Consider the following 15,035-nt stretch of genomic DNA (forward strand, 5'->3'; position numbering starts at 1 on the left):
ATAATACCTAAGTTAAATTTATGACAATTAAATGAACCGCAAAAGAGTAAGCAATCTTGCCGTGTAGTCAGTGTCCATCATACGCATGAAGGGGAAGAAGGGTCTAAGAAAATATCCATTTTTAAGAATGTTCTTAGTTTCAATCTGTATTATGTTTGCTTCACGATAGTTTCGCGAAAATGAAATGGCGAAAAACCAGGGCATTTAAAAATGCCCTGTTGTCATTAATCTGCGTCGTAACCTAAATTCGACGCCAGCCAGCGCTCAACTTCCGCCACCGACATGCCTTTTCGCCGCGCGTAATCTTCCACCTGGTCGCGCTGAATTTGCGCTACCGCGAAATATTTACTGTCCGGGTGGCTGAAATACCAACCGGAAACCGATGCCCCTGGCCACATCGCGTAGGATTCGGTCAGTTTCATCCCGGTATGTTTTTCAACGTCCAGCAACTGCCAGATAGTGCCTTTTTCCGTGTGCTCCGGGCAGGCCGGGTAACCCGGTGCCGGGCGAATGCCCTGATAATTTTCGCGGATCAACTCATCGTTGCTGAGGTTCTCGTTCGGCGCGTAGCCCCAGTACACTTTGCGCACCCGCTCATGCAGGTATTCCGCAAAGGCTTCCGCCAGGCGATCGGCCACCGCTTTCACCATGATTTTATTGTAATCATCGTGCGCGGCGTCATACGCTTGTGCTAACGAGTCCTCTTCAAGACCGCCCGTCACTGCGAATGCGCCAATGTAGTCCGCTTTACCGCTCTGTTTGGGGGCGACAAAATCCGCCAGGCAGTAGTTGGCGAAACCGACTTTTTCCGTTTGCTGGCGCAGATGGCAGCCCACGGTCAGCACCTGCGTGCGGGTTTCGTCGCGATAGATTTCGACATCGTCGCCAACGCGGTTAGCCGGGAAAAGCCCGACCACACCGCGCGGGTTGAGCAACTTTTCCGCGCTCAGTTTATCCAGCATCTCGTTAGCATCGGCAAACAGGCGTTTCGCCTCTTCTCCCACCACCTCATCTTCAAGGATGCGCGGATATTTCCCGGCCAGCGACCAGGTCATAAAGAAGGGTGTCCAGTCGATGTAATTGCGCAGCGTCTCGATGCTGGCGGCAACTTCCTGCACGCCAAGGCGGTGCGCGACCGGCGGAGTATAACTTTCCCAGTCAAACGCGAGATCGTTTTCCCGTGCCGCTTGCAACGTCACTGGCGGCGTACGCGGTTTTTTTCGCGCATGCTGGATACGCACGGTTTCATACTCTTTGCGGGTACGGGCAACGAACTCATCGTGCTGCGTAGCCGAAAGCAGGGCCGACACCACACCTACGGTACGCGAGGCGTTTTGCACATACACCGTCGGCCCACTGTAGTTCTGTTCGATTTTCACCGCCGTGTGCGCTTTCGATGTGGTCGCACCGCCAATCAGCAGCGGAATGGTGAACCCCTGGCGTTCCATCTCTTTCGCCACGTTGACCATTTCGTCAAGCGACGGCGTAATCAATCCGGAAAGACCAATCAGGTCAGCATTCACTTCGCGGGCGGTTTTCAGGATTCTATCGGCGGGCACCATCACACCGAGGTCGATAATTTCGTAGTTGTTACATTGCAGCACCACGCCGACGATGTTTTTGCCGATATCGTGGACATCGCCTTTCACGGTGGCGATCACCATTTTGCCGTTACTGCTGCCCTTCTCTTTGCTGGCCTCGATATACGGTTCCAGATAAGCCACGGCTTGTTTCATCACGCGGGCCGATTTCACCACCTGCGGCAGGAACATTTTGCCCTCGCCAAACAGATCGCCAACTACGTTCATGCCGTCCATTAACGGCCCTTCAATTACTTCAATCGAGCGAGCGGCCTGCTGACGCGCCTCTTCGGTATCGAATTCGATAAATTCGGTGATACCTTTTACCAGCGAATATTCGAGACGTTTTTTCACATCCCAACTGCGCCACTCCGCCTGCTGCGCGTTTGCCCCTTCATCGGCGGCTTTACTGCCGCGATATTTTTCCGCCAGATCCAGCATGCGCTCGGTGGCATCATCGCGGCGGTTAAGGATCACGTCTTCAACGCCGTCGCGCAGCTCGGCAGGCAGATCGTCGTAAATCGCCAGTTGCCCAGCGTTGACGATGCCCATGTCCATGCCGTTACGAATGGCGTAATAAAGGAACACGGCGTGGATCGCTTCACGCACCGGGTCGTTACCGCGAAACGAGAACGAGACATTGGAAACACCGCCGGAAATCAGCGCATGCGGTAGTTCGCGTTTGATATCTTCACACGCGCCGATAAAGTCCTGCGCATAGTTGTTGTGCTCTTCAATACCCGTTGCCACGGCGAAGATGTTCGGATCGAAGATAATGTCTTCCGGCGGGAAACCCACCTCTTCGGTAAGAATCTTATAAGCGCGGCGGCAAATTTCGATTTTCCGCGCGCGCGTATCCGCCTGACCGATTTCGTCAAAGGCCATTACCACCACGGCGGCACCATAGCGACGCACCAGTTTTGCGTGGTGAATAAATGGCCCAACGCCCTCTTTCATCGAAATCGAGTTGACGATGCCTTTGCCCTGGATACATTTCAGCCCTTTTTCGATCACCTCCCATTTTGAGGAGTCGATCATGATAGGCACGCGGGCAATGTCCGGCTCACCGGCAATCAGGTTGAGGAAACGCACCATCGCCGCTTCGGCATCGAGCATCCCTTCATCCATATTGATGTCGATAATCTGCGCGCCGCTTTCTACCTGCTGGCGCGCTACGTCCAGCGCTTCGGCGTACTTCTCTTCTTTGATCAGGCGTTTAAATTTGGCGGAACCGGTGACGTTGGTACGTTCGCCGACGTTCACAAACAGGCTGTCATCGCCGATGTTGAGCGGCTCCAGACCCGCAAGACGGCAAGCAACCGGCACCTCCGGCAACTGGCGCGGCGACACGCCTTCGACCGCACGACTCATGGCGGCGATATGTTCTGGTGTGGTACCGCAGCAGCCGCCGACAATGTTCAGAAAACCGGCTTGCGCCCATTCGCCGATTTGCGCCGCCATCGTGTCGGCATCAAGATCATATTCCCCAAAGGCGTTGGGTAGGCCAGCGTTCGGGTGCGCAGTGACATAGCATTCGGCGATACGGGAAAGCTCCTGCACATACTGGCGCAGTTCATCCGGCCCCAGCGCGCAGTTCAGGCCGAAGGTGAGCGCATCGGCGTGGCGCAGAGAGTTGTAAAACGCTTCGGTGGTCTGCCCGGAGAGCGTACGCCCTGAGGCGTCGGTAATGGTGCCGGAAATCATGATCGGCAGCTCAACGCCCAGCGCATCAAACTCCGCTTTTACTGCAAAGATCGCCGCTTTGGCGTTAAGCGTATCGAACACGGTTTCGATGAGGATCAGATCCGATCCCCCTTCCACCAGCGCTTTGGTGGACTCGCGATAAGCGGTAACCAGCTGATCGAAGGAGATATTGCGAAACGCCGGGTCGTTAACGTCCGGTGAGATTGAGGCAGTGCGGTTGGTCGGGCCGAGCACACCCGCGACATAACGCGGTTTATCCGGCGTTTGCGCCGTCCACTTGTCGGCGCTGGCACGCGCCAGTTTGGCAGCAGCGAAGTTGATTTCCGCCGACAGGGATTCCATCTGGTAATCCGCCATGGCGATTGTTGTTGAGTTAAAGGTATTGGTTTCGATGATATCCGCGCCCGCCGCAAAGTAGGCGTCATGGATCGCGCTTATCACCTCCGGCTTGCTGAGCACCAGCAAGTCGTTGTTGCCTTTAAGATCGCAGGGCCAGTCGGCGAAGCGCTCGCCGCGAAAATCCTGCTCACTCAGACGATAGCTCTGGATCATGGTGCCCATGCCCCCATCCAGAACCAGAATTCTTTTGCTTAACTGCTGCTTCAGTTGCTCAACTTTGCTGCTCACACGTGCTCCCGACAATGCTCAACCAGGCCAAAAGGCCAGCAGGACATACTGGCATAAAGTGGCAGAGCGGAAAAGCGACGCGGGGTGAACATGAGAGATGCTCACGTAACGCCCGTCAGCCTGATGGCTGCGCCAACCCGTTACCTTTTCAGTGCGATGACTTTTCAAGTTTTCAGGACAGCGTGCCGATGTATGCTGAAACCTTCGGCCCTCTTACAGGCGCACCTACTTACGGAACCTATTATGTCGTTTTTGACGTCTCTTTTTGGCCATAAGAAACCTCGTCTCACCGACCTGCAACTCAACATTGCCGGGTGGCAACTGTATGAGAGCCATGACACCAGCATGGCATGGTCCACTCCGGAACAAAGCGCGGTGCGCCTTCAGCTCCATGCCCCTGTGCAGTGGCCCTTCGCCTTACACGATATTGCCGCCGCCACACATTATTGGCAGCAAGAAACGGCAAAGATTGGCGGCGCGTTACTGGAGCTCACGGCGCTCAATATTCAGGGAATGGCGGCGTTGCAAGGCACGTTTAAATATCGCGATCCCACACCGGGTTCGCTCGGTATGTATTTTGTCGCGATTATCTGGCTCCCCGTAAAACACGGGCTCTTTCAGATCAATGCTGAAGCGGTAGAAAAAGGGAACACCGGCTTTCGCGAAGCGGTGGTGATGGATTTACAACTTAAGCAGGGCAACATACCGCCCGTTAACGACGAACCCGAATTTATCGATTCTGCCGACGCGCTCTTCGCCAAATTGCGGGAAAGTGAGCTGCGTTGCCTGCCGAGCGACGATCGTCAATATGATGAGATGTTTGCGGAGCATCCACTGAGCCAGGTAAGACGAACCATTGCGCTGTGTGCTCAACATGCGCAGTTGGCGAAACACGTGCGTCAATAAATAGTCTGTATCCGGCATTTTCGTTCTGTTTTGCGCGAACTCATCCGATCAGTCTGCCTGGGAGTTGCGTTATACTCAATAAAAACGAAAATGATTTCCACGATACAGAAAAAGGAGCCAGTCATGGCCACTTCCGTTCCCGCTAAACGAGGCAGAAAAGCTACAGCCCCGGCCGCTCCGGCGGGTGGGCAAGTCCAGTCATTGACCCGCGGCCTGAAACTACTGGAATGGATTGCCGAGTCTCATGGCAGCGTTGCCCTTACCGAACTGGCGCAACAGGCCGGTTTGCCGAACTCAACCACCCACCGCTTACTCACGACCATGCAGCAGCTAGGCTTTGTCCGCCAGGTAGGTGAGTTGGGTCACTGGTCAGTAGGCGCACATGCGTTTATCGTCGGCAGCAGTTTTTTGCAAAGCCGTAACCTGATGGCAATTGTTCACCCGATCCTGCGCAACTTAATGGAAGCATCCGGCGAAACCGTGAACCTCGCGGTGCTGGATAAGAGCGATCATCAGGCCATTATTATCGATCAGGTGCAGTGTACGCAGTTGATGCGCATGTCCGCACCGATCGGCGGCAAATTACCGATGCATGCCTCTGGCGCGGGAAAAGCGTTTCTGTCGCGTCTGAGCGACGAGCAGGTTGGCAGCTTGCTGCACCGCCAGGGGCTGCATGCGTACACCCATGCCACGCTGGTATCGCCGGTACACCTGAAAGAAGACCTCGCCCAGACGCGTAAACGCGGCTACTCCTTTGACGACGAAGAGCACGCGCTGGGTTTGCGCTGCGTAGCGGCGTGTATTTTTGACGAACACGGCGAACCCTTCGCCGCGATTTCCATCTCCGGGCCTATCTCACGTATCACCGATGACCGCGTGACCGAACTGGGCGCGATGGTGATCCGTGGCGCGAAAGAAGTGACGCTGGCGTACGGGGGAATGCGTTAACTTCCAAAAGGTTATATAGTGGACGTCCAATTTTTATCCACTCATCGGAATGATATATATGACCAGGGATGTTCACGATCGCCGTCCAGTAAAGACGCGCAATTCCGCCTGGGCGGCTTCGGCCGCCCGTTACCTGCGCCAAAAAGGCTACACGCCCAACACCATTTCTTTATTCAGTATTTTTTTTGCACTTCTCGCTGGTCTCTGTTTTCTTACCGTCTGGCACAGTGACAATACGCTGCTGCAACGCGGCCTGCTGCTATTCGCTATTGCCGGTATTCAGGGGCGGCTTATCTGTAATTTACTGGATGGCATGGTAGCTGTAGAGGGGGGTCTGCGCAGCCCGGCGGGTGCTGTCTTTAACGAACTACCGGATCGCATTTCTGACAGCGTGCTGTTCCTTGGCGCGGGTTACGGTCTGGTGCAAGTGACTGGTGGAGTTGAGCTGGGCTGGGCGGCGTCTTTATTTGCGCTCTTTACCGCTTATGTACGCTTGCTTGGCGGCACCTGCGGCCTGGCGCAACAATTTAGCGGCCCAATGGCCAAACAACACCGAATGGCGCTACTGACGGCAGCGACGGTTATCGCCATCATCCTGCCGCAGTGGGGGGAGTTGCTGCTGCTCTGCGCACTGGCGTTAATTGCCCTTGGCGCAGCCTGGACAACGGTGCGCCGTACCCGTCAAATCATCTCTACATTGAAGCAGGAGAAGGCATCATGAAGCTGCATTTTTCTGTCGATAAGACCATTGTCAGAGCTTTTTTCGTTATGCTTTGCCGCCTCTTAACCGGCGTGAAAGCTTTTTGGCGCACCTTGCCACAGCCGGATCACACCACCATTTATTACGCCAACCATAGCAGCCATCTCGATGGTCTGGTTATTTGGGCGAGCTTTCCACGTGCGTTGCGCAATAGCGTACATCCGGTCGCCGCGGCGGATTACTGGAACAAAACAGCGCTTCGTCGCTACCTTGCCACGCGCATTTTTAACGCCATTCTGGTTGAACGGAGTAGCCCGGCTTCAGCCGCCAAAGAGACGGTAAAACAGCGCGATCCGCTACAACCGCTGATGGAAAAGCTGGAACAGGGCCATTCGTTGATCTTCTTTCCCGAAGGTACACGCGGATCCGGTGATGAAGTCGCCAGTTTTAAAAGCGGGCTTTATCACTTAACACAGCGCCTGCCAGCAGTGCAGCTGATCCCGGTGTGGCTGGAAAATATGAATCGTGTGCTGCCGAAAGGTTCACGTCTGGTGGTGCCGATTATCTGCACGGCAACGTTTGGCGAGCCATTGCCAGCGGTCACGGACGACGAAACGAAAAAGGAATTTTTAGACCGCGCCAGGTGTGCGCTGGAGGCACTTGCCCATGATTAATGTCGATTCCGATCTGCGCCTGCTACTGAGCGGGCTTTTCGGTCTGCTGACCGTCGCCAGTGTTATTGGTTTTTTGCTATCGCGCCGCTATCAAAACGCCACGATAGATAACCTTAACGCGCGGATCCGCGCCTGGTGGTTGATGTGTACCGTTTCAGTCATCGCCATGCTGGTTGGCCCCATCGGTTCAGTTGTGCTGTTTGCGTTGATGTCGTTCTTCGCGCTACGCGAATGTATCACCCTGATGCCCACTCGCCGGGGCGATCATGAAGCACTGTTTTGGTGTTTCTTTATCATTCTTCCGGTGCAATACGTGTTGGTGGGCATCCAGTGGTATTCGGTGTTTGTGATTTTTATCCCGGTCTACGCCTTCTTGTTTATTCCGGCACGAGTGGCTATCGCGGGTGATACACAGCACTTTCTTGAACGCAGCGCAAAAATCCAGTGGAGCCTGATGATGGCGGTCTACTGTGTTAGCCATGCGCCTGCGCTGCTGATGTTGTCCATTCCGGGCTACAGTGGTGAAAATATCAAGCTGGTGCTGTTTATGATGATTGTTGTGCAGATTTCCGACGTGCTGCAATACGTCTTCGGTAAGCTGTGCGGCAAGCGCCCTATTGTGCCGAAACTCAGCCCGAACAAAACAGTAGAAGGCTTTGTGGGCGGTATTCTCAGCGCCAGTCTGGTCGGCGCGGGGCTATGGTGGATTACACCGTTTAACCCGTGGCAGGCTTTTGTTATTTCCCTGCTGATTACGCTGCTCGGCTTCCTCGGCGGTTTGTGTATGTCGGCGATTAAACGCGATCGCGGCGTGAAGGATTTTGGTGCAATGCTCGAAGGGCACGGCGGCATGATGGACAGGATTGATTCTCTCTGCTTTGCCGCCCCGATCTTCTTCCATGTGGTGAGATATTACTTCACCTGATTTACCCCGCCTGCCGCAGCGCGCCTGCGCCAAAGCGTACGCTGAAACGCTGGCGTTTGCGGTAGGCATAAACATCTTCGACATGCCCTTCACGGATGCGCGCCTGCAATCCGCGCCAGTAATCGGCACGCAGTAGATCGGCATGCATCTCTTCGAACAGCGGACCGATTTCCGGGTCGGCGCATAACCAGTGGCGAAACTCCTGCGGAAAAACATCGCCCGGCGACACGCTGTACCACGGTTCGGCGCTAAGCTCATCTTCCGGGTAGCGCGGCGCGGGAATGTCGCGGAAATTCACTTCGGTCATATAACAAATTTCGTCGTAATCGTAGAACACCACGCGCCCATGGCGGGTGACGCCGAAGTTCTTGAACAGCATGTCGCCGGGGAAAATATTGGCGGCGGCCAACTGGCGAATGGCGTTGCCATACTCCTCTACCGCGTCGCGCAGTTGCTGACCTTTCACCTGCTCAAACCACAGATTGAGCGGTACCATACGCCGCTCAATATAGAGATGGCTGATGGCGATGCGATCGCCGAGATCGGTAATTTTGCCTGGCGCTTGCTCCAGCAAAAGCGCCATCAACGCCGGAGCAATCTGTCGTTTTTCCAGCACAAAGTTTTCAAACTCTTGTGTATCGGCCATACGCCCCACGCGGTCATGCTCTTTGACCAGTTGATAGCAGGCACGAACGTGCGCGGCGCTCATCTCTTTTTGCGGGGGAAAGACATCTTTTATCACCTTAAATACCCGGTCAAAACCGGGCAGCGTAAACACCAGCATCACCATGCCGCGAATGCCTGGCGCTTCAATAAACTGCTCGTCGCTGGCGTTGATGTAATTTAAATATTCGCGGTAACTTTCCGTTTTGCCATGTTTCTGGCAACCAATCGCCATATACAGTTCAGCGGTGGTTTTACCGGGCAAGATCTCGCGCAGCCACTCGACTGTCGCGGCGGGCAGCGGGGCGTAAACCATAAAATAGGAGCGGGCAAAACCAAACACGATGCTGGCTTCCGCCGATGTAGTAAGGCAGGTATCGACAAACAGCTCACCCTCATCGCTGCGGTGGAGCGGCAACAAAAACGGCAGCGTAGCCGACGGGGTAATCAGCTTGCCAACCAGCCAGGCGGCTTTATTGCGGTAAAACAACTCGTTCGCCACCTGCAAGTGAGACTGAGCAAGGGTTTCGCTGCCAAACGCCTCCTGCAAATGCGCGGTGATATAACTCACATCGCGCGCTTTATCCTGCCACGGCAGGCGCAGCGGCAAATCCGACAGCACTTTGGTCAGCAGCGCTTCCCAGCCGCGTTCCGGCCAGAACGCTTTGGCTAACGGGCGCGGGATGGTGCGAAAGCGGCGTTCCGGCTGCGAGCTAAAGATAAATAACCGTTCTGGCGTGAGAGAACGGTGATCGAATAACCGACAATAGACTGAATTAAAGAAGCTTTCGGCAATTTCAAAGCGGGGATAATCCGGCAGCAGTTGCGTGTAGTGCTCTTTGACGCGCAGCAAAAACGCGGCGTCCGGGCTTTGGCTGTCGGTGATGCAACGCAATTGCTCGACGACCAGACCAACATGGTGATCATAAAGATGAATGCGCTGCTTCATCGCCTGCTGAACGGCGTGCCAGTCGGCTTGTTCAAAGCGCTGTTGCGCGCCGGACGTTACTTCCAGAAAACGACCATACTGGGCATCAAAGCCTTGCAGAATGGTTTGGGCAATCAGCAGTTCCAGACCACGCGACATCGTATTCCCCAGGCATTAGCCCGGTAGGCAATTCGCTACCGGGCAGGTTGACGATTAGAACTGTGCTTCTTCCGTTGAACCCGTCAACGCCGTTACTGACGAGGCGCCGCCCTGAATGATGGTGGTGACTTTGTCGAAGTAACCGGTACCCACTTCCTGCTGGTGAGAAACGAAGGTGTAGCCCTCTTTGCCCGCGGCGAACTCTGGCTGCTGCACTTTTTCGACGTAGTGTTTCATCCCTTCGCCCTGCGCGTACGCGTGGGCTAAATCAAACATGTTGAACCACATGCTATGGATGCCCGCGAGGGTGATGAACTGGAACTTGTACCCCATATCTGACAGCTCCTGCTGGAAGCGGGAGATGGTGTTGTCATCAAGGTTCTTTTTCCAGTTAAACGACGGCGAGCAGTTGTACGCCAGCAGTTTGCCCGGGTATTTCGCGTGGATTGCATCGGCGAAACGGCGCGCCAGGTTCAGGTCTGGCGTGGAGGTTTCACACCACACCAGATCGGCATACGGCGCGTAAGCCAAACCGCGGCTGATCGCCTGTTCAATGCCCGCATGGGTGCGGTAAAACCCTTCGCTGGTGCGTTCGCCAGTGATAAACGCGCTGTCATACGGGTCGCTATCTGAGGTAATCAGATCGGCGGCATCGGCATCGGTGCGCGCCACCAATAGCGTCGGAACGCCCAGCACATCCGCTGCCAGACGCGCCGCCACCAGTTTCTGCACCGCTTCTTGCGTAGGAACTAACACTTTGCCGCCCATATGGCCGCATTTTTTCACCGACGCGAGCTGATCTTCGAAATGCACTGCCGCCGCACCGGCTTCAATCATCGATTTCATCAGTTCAAAGGCATTCAATACGCCACCAAAGCCGGCTTCGGCATCTGCGACGATCGGCAGGAAATAATCGACAAAGCGCGGGTCACCCGGCTCAATACCGGAAGACCACTGAATTTGATCGGCGCGACGGAACGTATTATTGATGCGCTCGACCACCGACGGCACGGAGTTTGCAGGGTAGAGCGACTGGTCCGGGTACATGCTGGCGGCGAGGTTGGCATCCGCCGCTACCTGCCAGCCGGAAAGATACACCGCTTCGATTCCCGCTTTCGCCTGCTGCAACGCCTGCCCACCGGTCAGCGCGCCGAGACTATTGATGTACCCTTTTTTCGATTCGCCATGCAGCAAGCGCCACATTTTCGCCGCGCCCAGTTGCGCCAGCGTGCATTCCGGATTGACCGAGCCGCGTAACTTCACCACATCTTCCGCGCTATAAGGGCGGCGAATGCCTTCCCAGCGCTGCTGCGTCCACTCTTTTTGTAATTCTTCGATTTGTTGGGTACGGGTTTTCATATACAGATGCTCCATATTCTTCTCCTGGCTCGCCAGGCGTTATTGGTGAAGTCAGTTTGGTCATGGTCAATGAGCAAAACCGCAACGCACTTGTAGAACATGAGGTCTTGCGCACTGGCTGGAGCCAAATTGGCGAACAAAATAGCCCGGGCGATTACGCCAGCAGGCGGTAGCCAGGTAACGTTAAGAAGTCGATCAACTCATCAGAGGTGGTGATCTGCTCCATCAGGCGCGCGGCATCGTTAAAACGCCCGCTGCTGAAACGGTGCTCGCCCAACTCTTCCTGAATAACCAGCATCTCTTCAGCCAGCATCTGGCGGAACAGCGTTTTAGTGACCGGCTTGCCGTTGCTCAGCGTTTTTTCGTGATGGATCCATTGCCAGATTGAGGTACGGGAAATTTCCGCCGTGGCGGCATCTTCCATCAGCCCGTAAATCGGCACGCAGCCATTGCCGGAGATCCACGCTTCGATGTACTGCACCGCGACGCGGATATTGGCGCGCATGCCCTCTTCGGTGCGCTCGCCTTCACAAGGTGCCAGCAGATCTTCTGCGGTGATCGGCGCATCGTCCTCACGGCTGACAAAGAGTTGGTTTTTGTGTTCGCCCAGCGCCGCGTTAAACACCTCCATTACCGTATCGCCAAGACCCGGATGCGCGATCCAGGTGCCATCGTGGCCGTTATTCGCTTCGAGCTGTTTATCGGCTTTCACTTTGTTCAGCACCCAGTTGTTACGTTCGGTGTCTTTGCTGGGGATAAACGCCGCCATACCGCCCATCGCGAAAGCGCCGCGACGATGGCAGGTTTTGATCAGCAGACGCGAATAAGCACTGAGGAACGGTTTATCCATCGTCACTACCTGGCGGTCAGGCAGCACGCGATCCGGGTAGTTTTTCAGTGTCTTGATGTAGCTGAAGATGTAATCCCAGCGCCCGCAGTTCAGGCCAACAATATGGTCGCGCAGTGCGTGCAGGATCTCATCCATCTGGAATACCGCAGGCAAGGTTTCAATCAGCAGCGTGGCTTTGATGGTGCCGCGCGGCAGATTGAAACGATCCTCGGTAAAGCTGAAGACTTCGCTCCACCATGCAGCTTCTTGCCATGACTGCGTTTTCGGCAGGTAGAAATAGGGGCCGCTACCTTTGGCGAGCAGATTTTTGTGGTTATGGAAAAAGTAAAGCGCGAAATCGAACAGGCTGCCCGGAATAGCCTCTTCGCGCCAGGTGACGTGTTTTTCCGGCAGGTGTAGACCACGCACTCGGCAAACCAGTACCGCCGGGTTTGGCTTCAGTTGGTAGATTTTGCCCACTTCATTGGTGTAGCTGATGGTGCCGTTGACCGCATCGCGCAGGTTGATCTGCCCGTCAATCACTTTGTCCCAGTTTGGTGCCAGCGAATCTTCAAAGTCCGCCATGAACACTTTCACGTTGGCATTCAGCGCGTTGATCACCATTTTGCGCTCAACCGGCCCGGTGATTTCAACGCGGCGGTCCAGCAAATCGTCGGGAATTCCCCGGATCGTCCAGTCACCTTCACGAATGGAAGCTGTTTCCGAAATAAAATCAGGCAACGTACCGGCATCGATTTGTTGCTGCTGATGCACGCGCGCGGCCAGCAGTTGATTGCGCTTTGGCGTAAAGCGGGTGACCAGCTCGCTCAGGAATTCCACGGCTGCCGGGGTGAGAATCTGCTTCTCTTGTTCACCGTGCGGTCGCGTAAAGGCCAGTTCATCGGTTGTTGTCGCCTGTTGTGTCATGGTGCGATTCCTCTTTTTTGCAGCAAAGACATTTCCCAATGCCAACGAAGATCGGGTGTGCAGTTTTCGTTCAGCAGGATCAATCCTGGCTAATAATTTTTCTAAAATCAAAAACAATTTCCATTTTTAAATTAAAATGAAATTAAGCTTTTGATAAAAAAGAGGTTATAGTTTAATTACGTTAAGAAGTGGTTTTCGCAAATAAAAAAGGCACCCGAAGGTGCCTGTAATAAGGGGCTGAAACGCTTAATCCAGCGTGGGATTCATATGACTCAGATCGTATGGCGTGATCTGGTAGACGTAGTAGTTGAGCCAGTTGATAAACAGCAAATTGCCGTGGCTACGCCAGGATGCACGCGGTTTATTCTGCGGATCGTCCTGAGGAAAATAGTTGTGCGGCAGCTCGGGGCTTAACCCCGCATCCACATCGCGAAAGTACTCGCTTGCTAGTGTGTTAGCATCATATTCCGGATGGCCGGTAACAAAGGCGATACGTTTGTCTTTGCTGGCGAACAGGTAGGCGTCGCCTTCTTCCGTTTGGGCGAGAATCTCTAAATCGGTGTAGTCGCGGATCAATGCAGCCGGAAAATCGGCGTAACGCGAGTGCGGCGCCAGAAAAACATCATCAAAACCGCGCGTCAGCAACGCATGAGGGTGAAGGATGTGGTGTTCGTATACGCCGGAGAGTTTTTCGGTGCGGGTCTGTTTGGGGATACCATAAAGGATGTTTAGCGCGGCTTGTACCGCCCAACAGACAAACAGGGTTGAGGTGACATGATCTTTTGCCCACTCCAGAACCTGCTCGATTTGCGGCCAGTAGGCTACGTCGTTAAATTCAACTAAGCCTAATGGCGCACCGGTGACGATCAGGCCATCGTAGTTTTCATCACGGATCTCATCGAAGTTACAGTAAAAGGTGTTGAGGTGTTCAGCCGGTGTGTTGCGTGATTCACGCGAGTCGATACGCAGCAGGCGCACATCAACTTGTAGCGGTGAGTTCGACAGCAGACGCAGGAACTGGTTTTCCGTCTCAATCTTCTTTGGCATCAGATTGAGGATCAGCACCTTCAGCGGGCGGATTTCCTGCACTGTTGCGCGCGATGTCGTCATCACAAAGACATTCTCATCACGCAAGAAATTGACGGCTGGCAGCTCGTCCTGCACCCGAATCGGCATATCTTATACCCTCACTGCATACGTTTAAACGTTTAGACATCCAGACAGCCGAAGATACCCAGGAATCGGCAAAATGTCGAGTCCGCAAGTGAAAGATGCGAAAGTTTCACGTCGCGGTCTATGTAGTGTTGATATTAGCTAATGATTTTCGGTTTGTTATCGCGCTGAGAGGGAGGCGTTTTCGATTGGCTCAGTGCCGCCAGCACGTGTTGATCGCTAAGCGGTGTCTGGCTGGCAACGACCTGCGGGTAACGGCACCGGCCTTGCGAAGCGCCGAAGGTCATTTCAAGGATGGCACGTTCTTCGACGGGTGATAAGCCGCCTTCATTCATTTCCAGCGCATGCGCGAGGATCGCTAAACGTCCCATTCCAGGAAGTGCGTGCCAGAATGCGCGCGGTGCAACTTGCAGAATCAAATCTTGTAATAGCTTTTCAGCCGGGAAGAAGTCTGCGATGAGTATTCGCTGGTTGCTGAAGGTTTGGCTACCCGAAACCTGCTGCTGAGCCTGGAGGTTACGCACAACCATGCGATTTTTATAAAGCTGGGCGTACAGAACGATCATGGTGATGTCCTTTAGCGATAAATGGAGCTGAAACAATAGCAAAAAAGCCCAAGCTTTCTCATGAGGCTTTGTTCTGGGCAGGCAGTCACGTCTGTTGTGCGCTGGCTCAGGCAAGTGGATTAATTTGCGGGTGCTTACTGCCTGTTTCACATGAAGCGTTCTGTCGGGCAGATGAAAGGTTAAAACCGCTATCACAGACATGTTTTACCGCATCCGAAGGGAGAGCGCTTGTGGTGTTTCGCTGCATACAAACGCAAAAAGGCCATCCGTCAGGATGGCCTCTTCACGTGTTTGATGCCTGGCAGTTCCCTACTCTCGCATGGGGAGACCCCACACTACCATCGGCGCTACGGCGTTTCACTTCTGA

General features: G+C 54.4%; 11 protein-coding genes. 5 read left to right on the top strand and 6 right to left on the bottom strand.

Annotated features, from left to right (window positions below; genetic code table 11):
• Positions 1-224 precede the first annotated feature (224 nt).
• Positions 225-3,911 (bottom strand): methionine synthase, encoded by a 3,687-nt coding sequence (gene metH, locus ACFX4U_RS17505; protein WP_313508448.1) that lies wholly within the window; start codon positions 3,909-3,911, stop codon positions 225-227.
• 243 nt (positions 3,912-4,154) lie between these two features.
• Here metH and ACFX4U_RS17510 point away from each other — a divergent pair, with 243 nt between their 5' ends.
• The 5 genes from ACFX4U_RS17510 to ACFX4U_RS17530 all read left to right on the top strand — a co-directional run bounded on the left by ACFX4U_RS17510 (position 4,155) and on the right by ACFX4U_RS17530 (position 8,064).
• The gene (locus ACFX4U_RS17510) at positions 4,155-4,817 is read left to right on the top strand and encodes a hypothetical protein (RefSeq protein ID WP_313508446.1); all 663 of its coding nucleotides are present in this window, start codon (positions 4,155-4,157) and stop codon (positions 4,815-4,817) included.
• A gap of 123 nt (positions 4,818-4,940) precedes the next feature.
• Entirely contained in the window at positions 4,941-5,765 is an 825-nt protein-coding gene (gene iclR, locus ACFX4U_RS17515) for a glyoxylate bypass operon transcriptional repressor IclR (protein ID WP_086873880.1), read from the top strand.
• A 58-nt stretch (positions 5,766-5,823) separates the two neighbouring features.
• A complete protein-coding gene (locus ACFX4U_RS17520; RefSeq protein ID WP_305737399.1) occupies positions 5,824-6,486 on the top strand; it encodes a CDP-alcohol phosphatidyltransferase family protein in 663 nt (220 codons plus the stop codon).
• Positions 6,483-7,139 (top strand): 1-acyl-sn-glycerol-3-phosphate acyltransferase, encoded by a 657-nt coding sequence (locus ACFX4U_RS17525; protein ID WP_305737400.1) that lies wholly within the window; start codon positions 6,483-6,485, stop codon positions 7,137-7,139. Before ACFX4U_RS17520 ends, ACFX4U_RS17525 begins: the two co-directional genes overlap by 4 nt.
• Positions 7,132-8,064, top strand: coding sequence for a phosphatidate cytidylyltransferase (locus ACFX4U_RS17530; protein WP_305737401.1), 933 nt, complete (start codon positions 7,132-7,134; stop codon positions 8,062-8,064). The genes ACFX4U_RS17525 and ACFX4U_RS17530 overlap by 8 nt, the downstream gene beginning before the upstream one ends.
• A 1-nt stretch (position 8,065) precedes the next feature.
• On the opposite strand, the gene aceK is transcribed toward ACFX4U_RS17530, so the two are convergent.
• From aceK to ACFX4U_RS17555, 5 genes are all read right to left on the bottom strand, one after another.
• Positions 8,066-9,814 carry a bifunctional isocitrate dehydrogenase kinase/phosphatase gene (aceK, locus tag ACFX4U_RS17535; RefSeq protein WP_200551993.1) on the bottom strand — a complete coding sequence of 583 codons (1,749 nt, stop codon included), beginning with the start codon at positions 9,812-9,814 and terminating at the stop codon, positions 8,066-8,068.
• 54 nt (positions 9,815-9,868) lie between these two features.
• A complete protein-coding gene (gene aceA, locus ACFX4U_RS17540) occupies positions 9,869-11,173 on the bottom strand; it encodes an isocitrate lyase (protein ID WP_313508490.1) in 1,305 nt (434 codons plus the stop codon).
• A 154-nt stretch (positions 11,174-11,327) separates the two neighbouring features.
• Positions 11,328-12,929 (bottom strand): malate synthase A, encoded by a 1,602-nt coding sequence (gene aceB / locus ACFX4U_RS17545; RefSeq protein ID WP_313508443.1) that lies wholly within the window; start codon positions 12,927-12,929, stop codon positions 11,328-11,330.
• 246 nt (positions 12,930-13,175) lie between these two features.
• On the bottom strand, positions 13,176-14,105 hold the full coding sequence (gene metA, locus ACFX4U_RS17550) for a homoserine O-succinyltransferase (protein ID WP_017459399.1): 930 nt from the start codon (positions 14,103-14,105) through the stop codon (positions 13,176-13,178).
• Positions 14,106-14,239: 134 nt separating this feature from the next.
• Positions 14,240-14,668 carry a YjaA family stress response protein gene (locus ACFX4U_RS17555; protein WP_313508440.1) on the bottom strand — a complete coding sequence of 143 codons (429 nt, stop codon included), beginning with the start codon at positions 14,666-14,668 and terminating at the stop codon, positions 14,240-14,242.
• Positions 14,669-15,035 lie beyond the last annotated feature (367 nt).

The sequence above is a fragment of the Kosakonia sp. YIM B13588 genome (genome assembly GCF_042788165.1).
Classification (GTDB): Bacteria; Pseudomonadota; Gammaproteobacteria; order Enterobacterales; family Enterobacteriaceae; genus Kosakonia; species Kosakonia sacchari.

Bases quoted from the DNA above. Each gene is read 5' to 3' on its own strand.
- ACFX4U_RS17555 (WP_313508440.1), bottom strand. From the start codon at position 14,668: ATGATCGTTCTGTACGCCCAGCTTTATAAAAATCGCATGGTTGTGCGT.
- ACFX4U_RS17525 (WP_305737400.1), top strand. From the start codon at position 6,483: ATGAAGCTGCATTTTTCTGTCGATAAGACCATTGTCAGAGCTTTTTTC.
- aceB (WP_313508443.1), bottom strand. From the start codon at position 12,929: ATGACACAACAGGCGACAACAACCGATGAACTGGCCTTTACGCGACCG.
- aceA (WP_313508490.1), bottom strand. From the start codon at position 11,173: ATGAAAACCCGTACCCAACAAATCGAAGAATTACAAAAAGAGTGGACG.
- ACFX4U_RS17510 (WP_313508446.1), top strand. From the start codon at position 4,155: ATGTCGTTTTTGACGTCTCTTTTTGGCCATAAGAAACCTCGTCTCACC.
- metA (WP_017459399.1), bottom strand. From the start codon at position 14,105: ATGCCGATTCGGGTGCAGGACGAGCTGCCAGCCGTCAATTTCTTGCGT.
- ACFX4U_RS17530 (WP_305737401.1), top strand. From the start codon at position 7,132: ATGATTAATGTCGATTCCGATCTGCGCCTGCTACTGAGCGGGCTTTTC.
- iclR (WP_086873880.1), top strand. From the start codon at position 4,941: ATGGCCACTTCCGTTCCCGCTAAACGAGGCAGAAAAGCTACAGCCCCG.
- ACFX4U_RS17520 (WP_305737399.1), top strand. From the start codon at position 5,824: ATGACCAGGGATGTTCACGATCGCCGTCCAGTAAAGACGCGCAATTCC.
- aceK (WP_200551993.1), bottom strand. From the start codon at position 9,814: ATGTCGCGTGGTCTGGAACTGCTGATTGCCCAAACCATTCTGCAAGGC.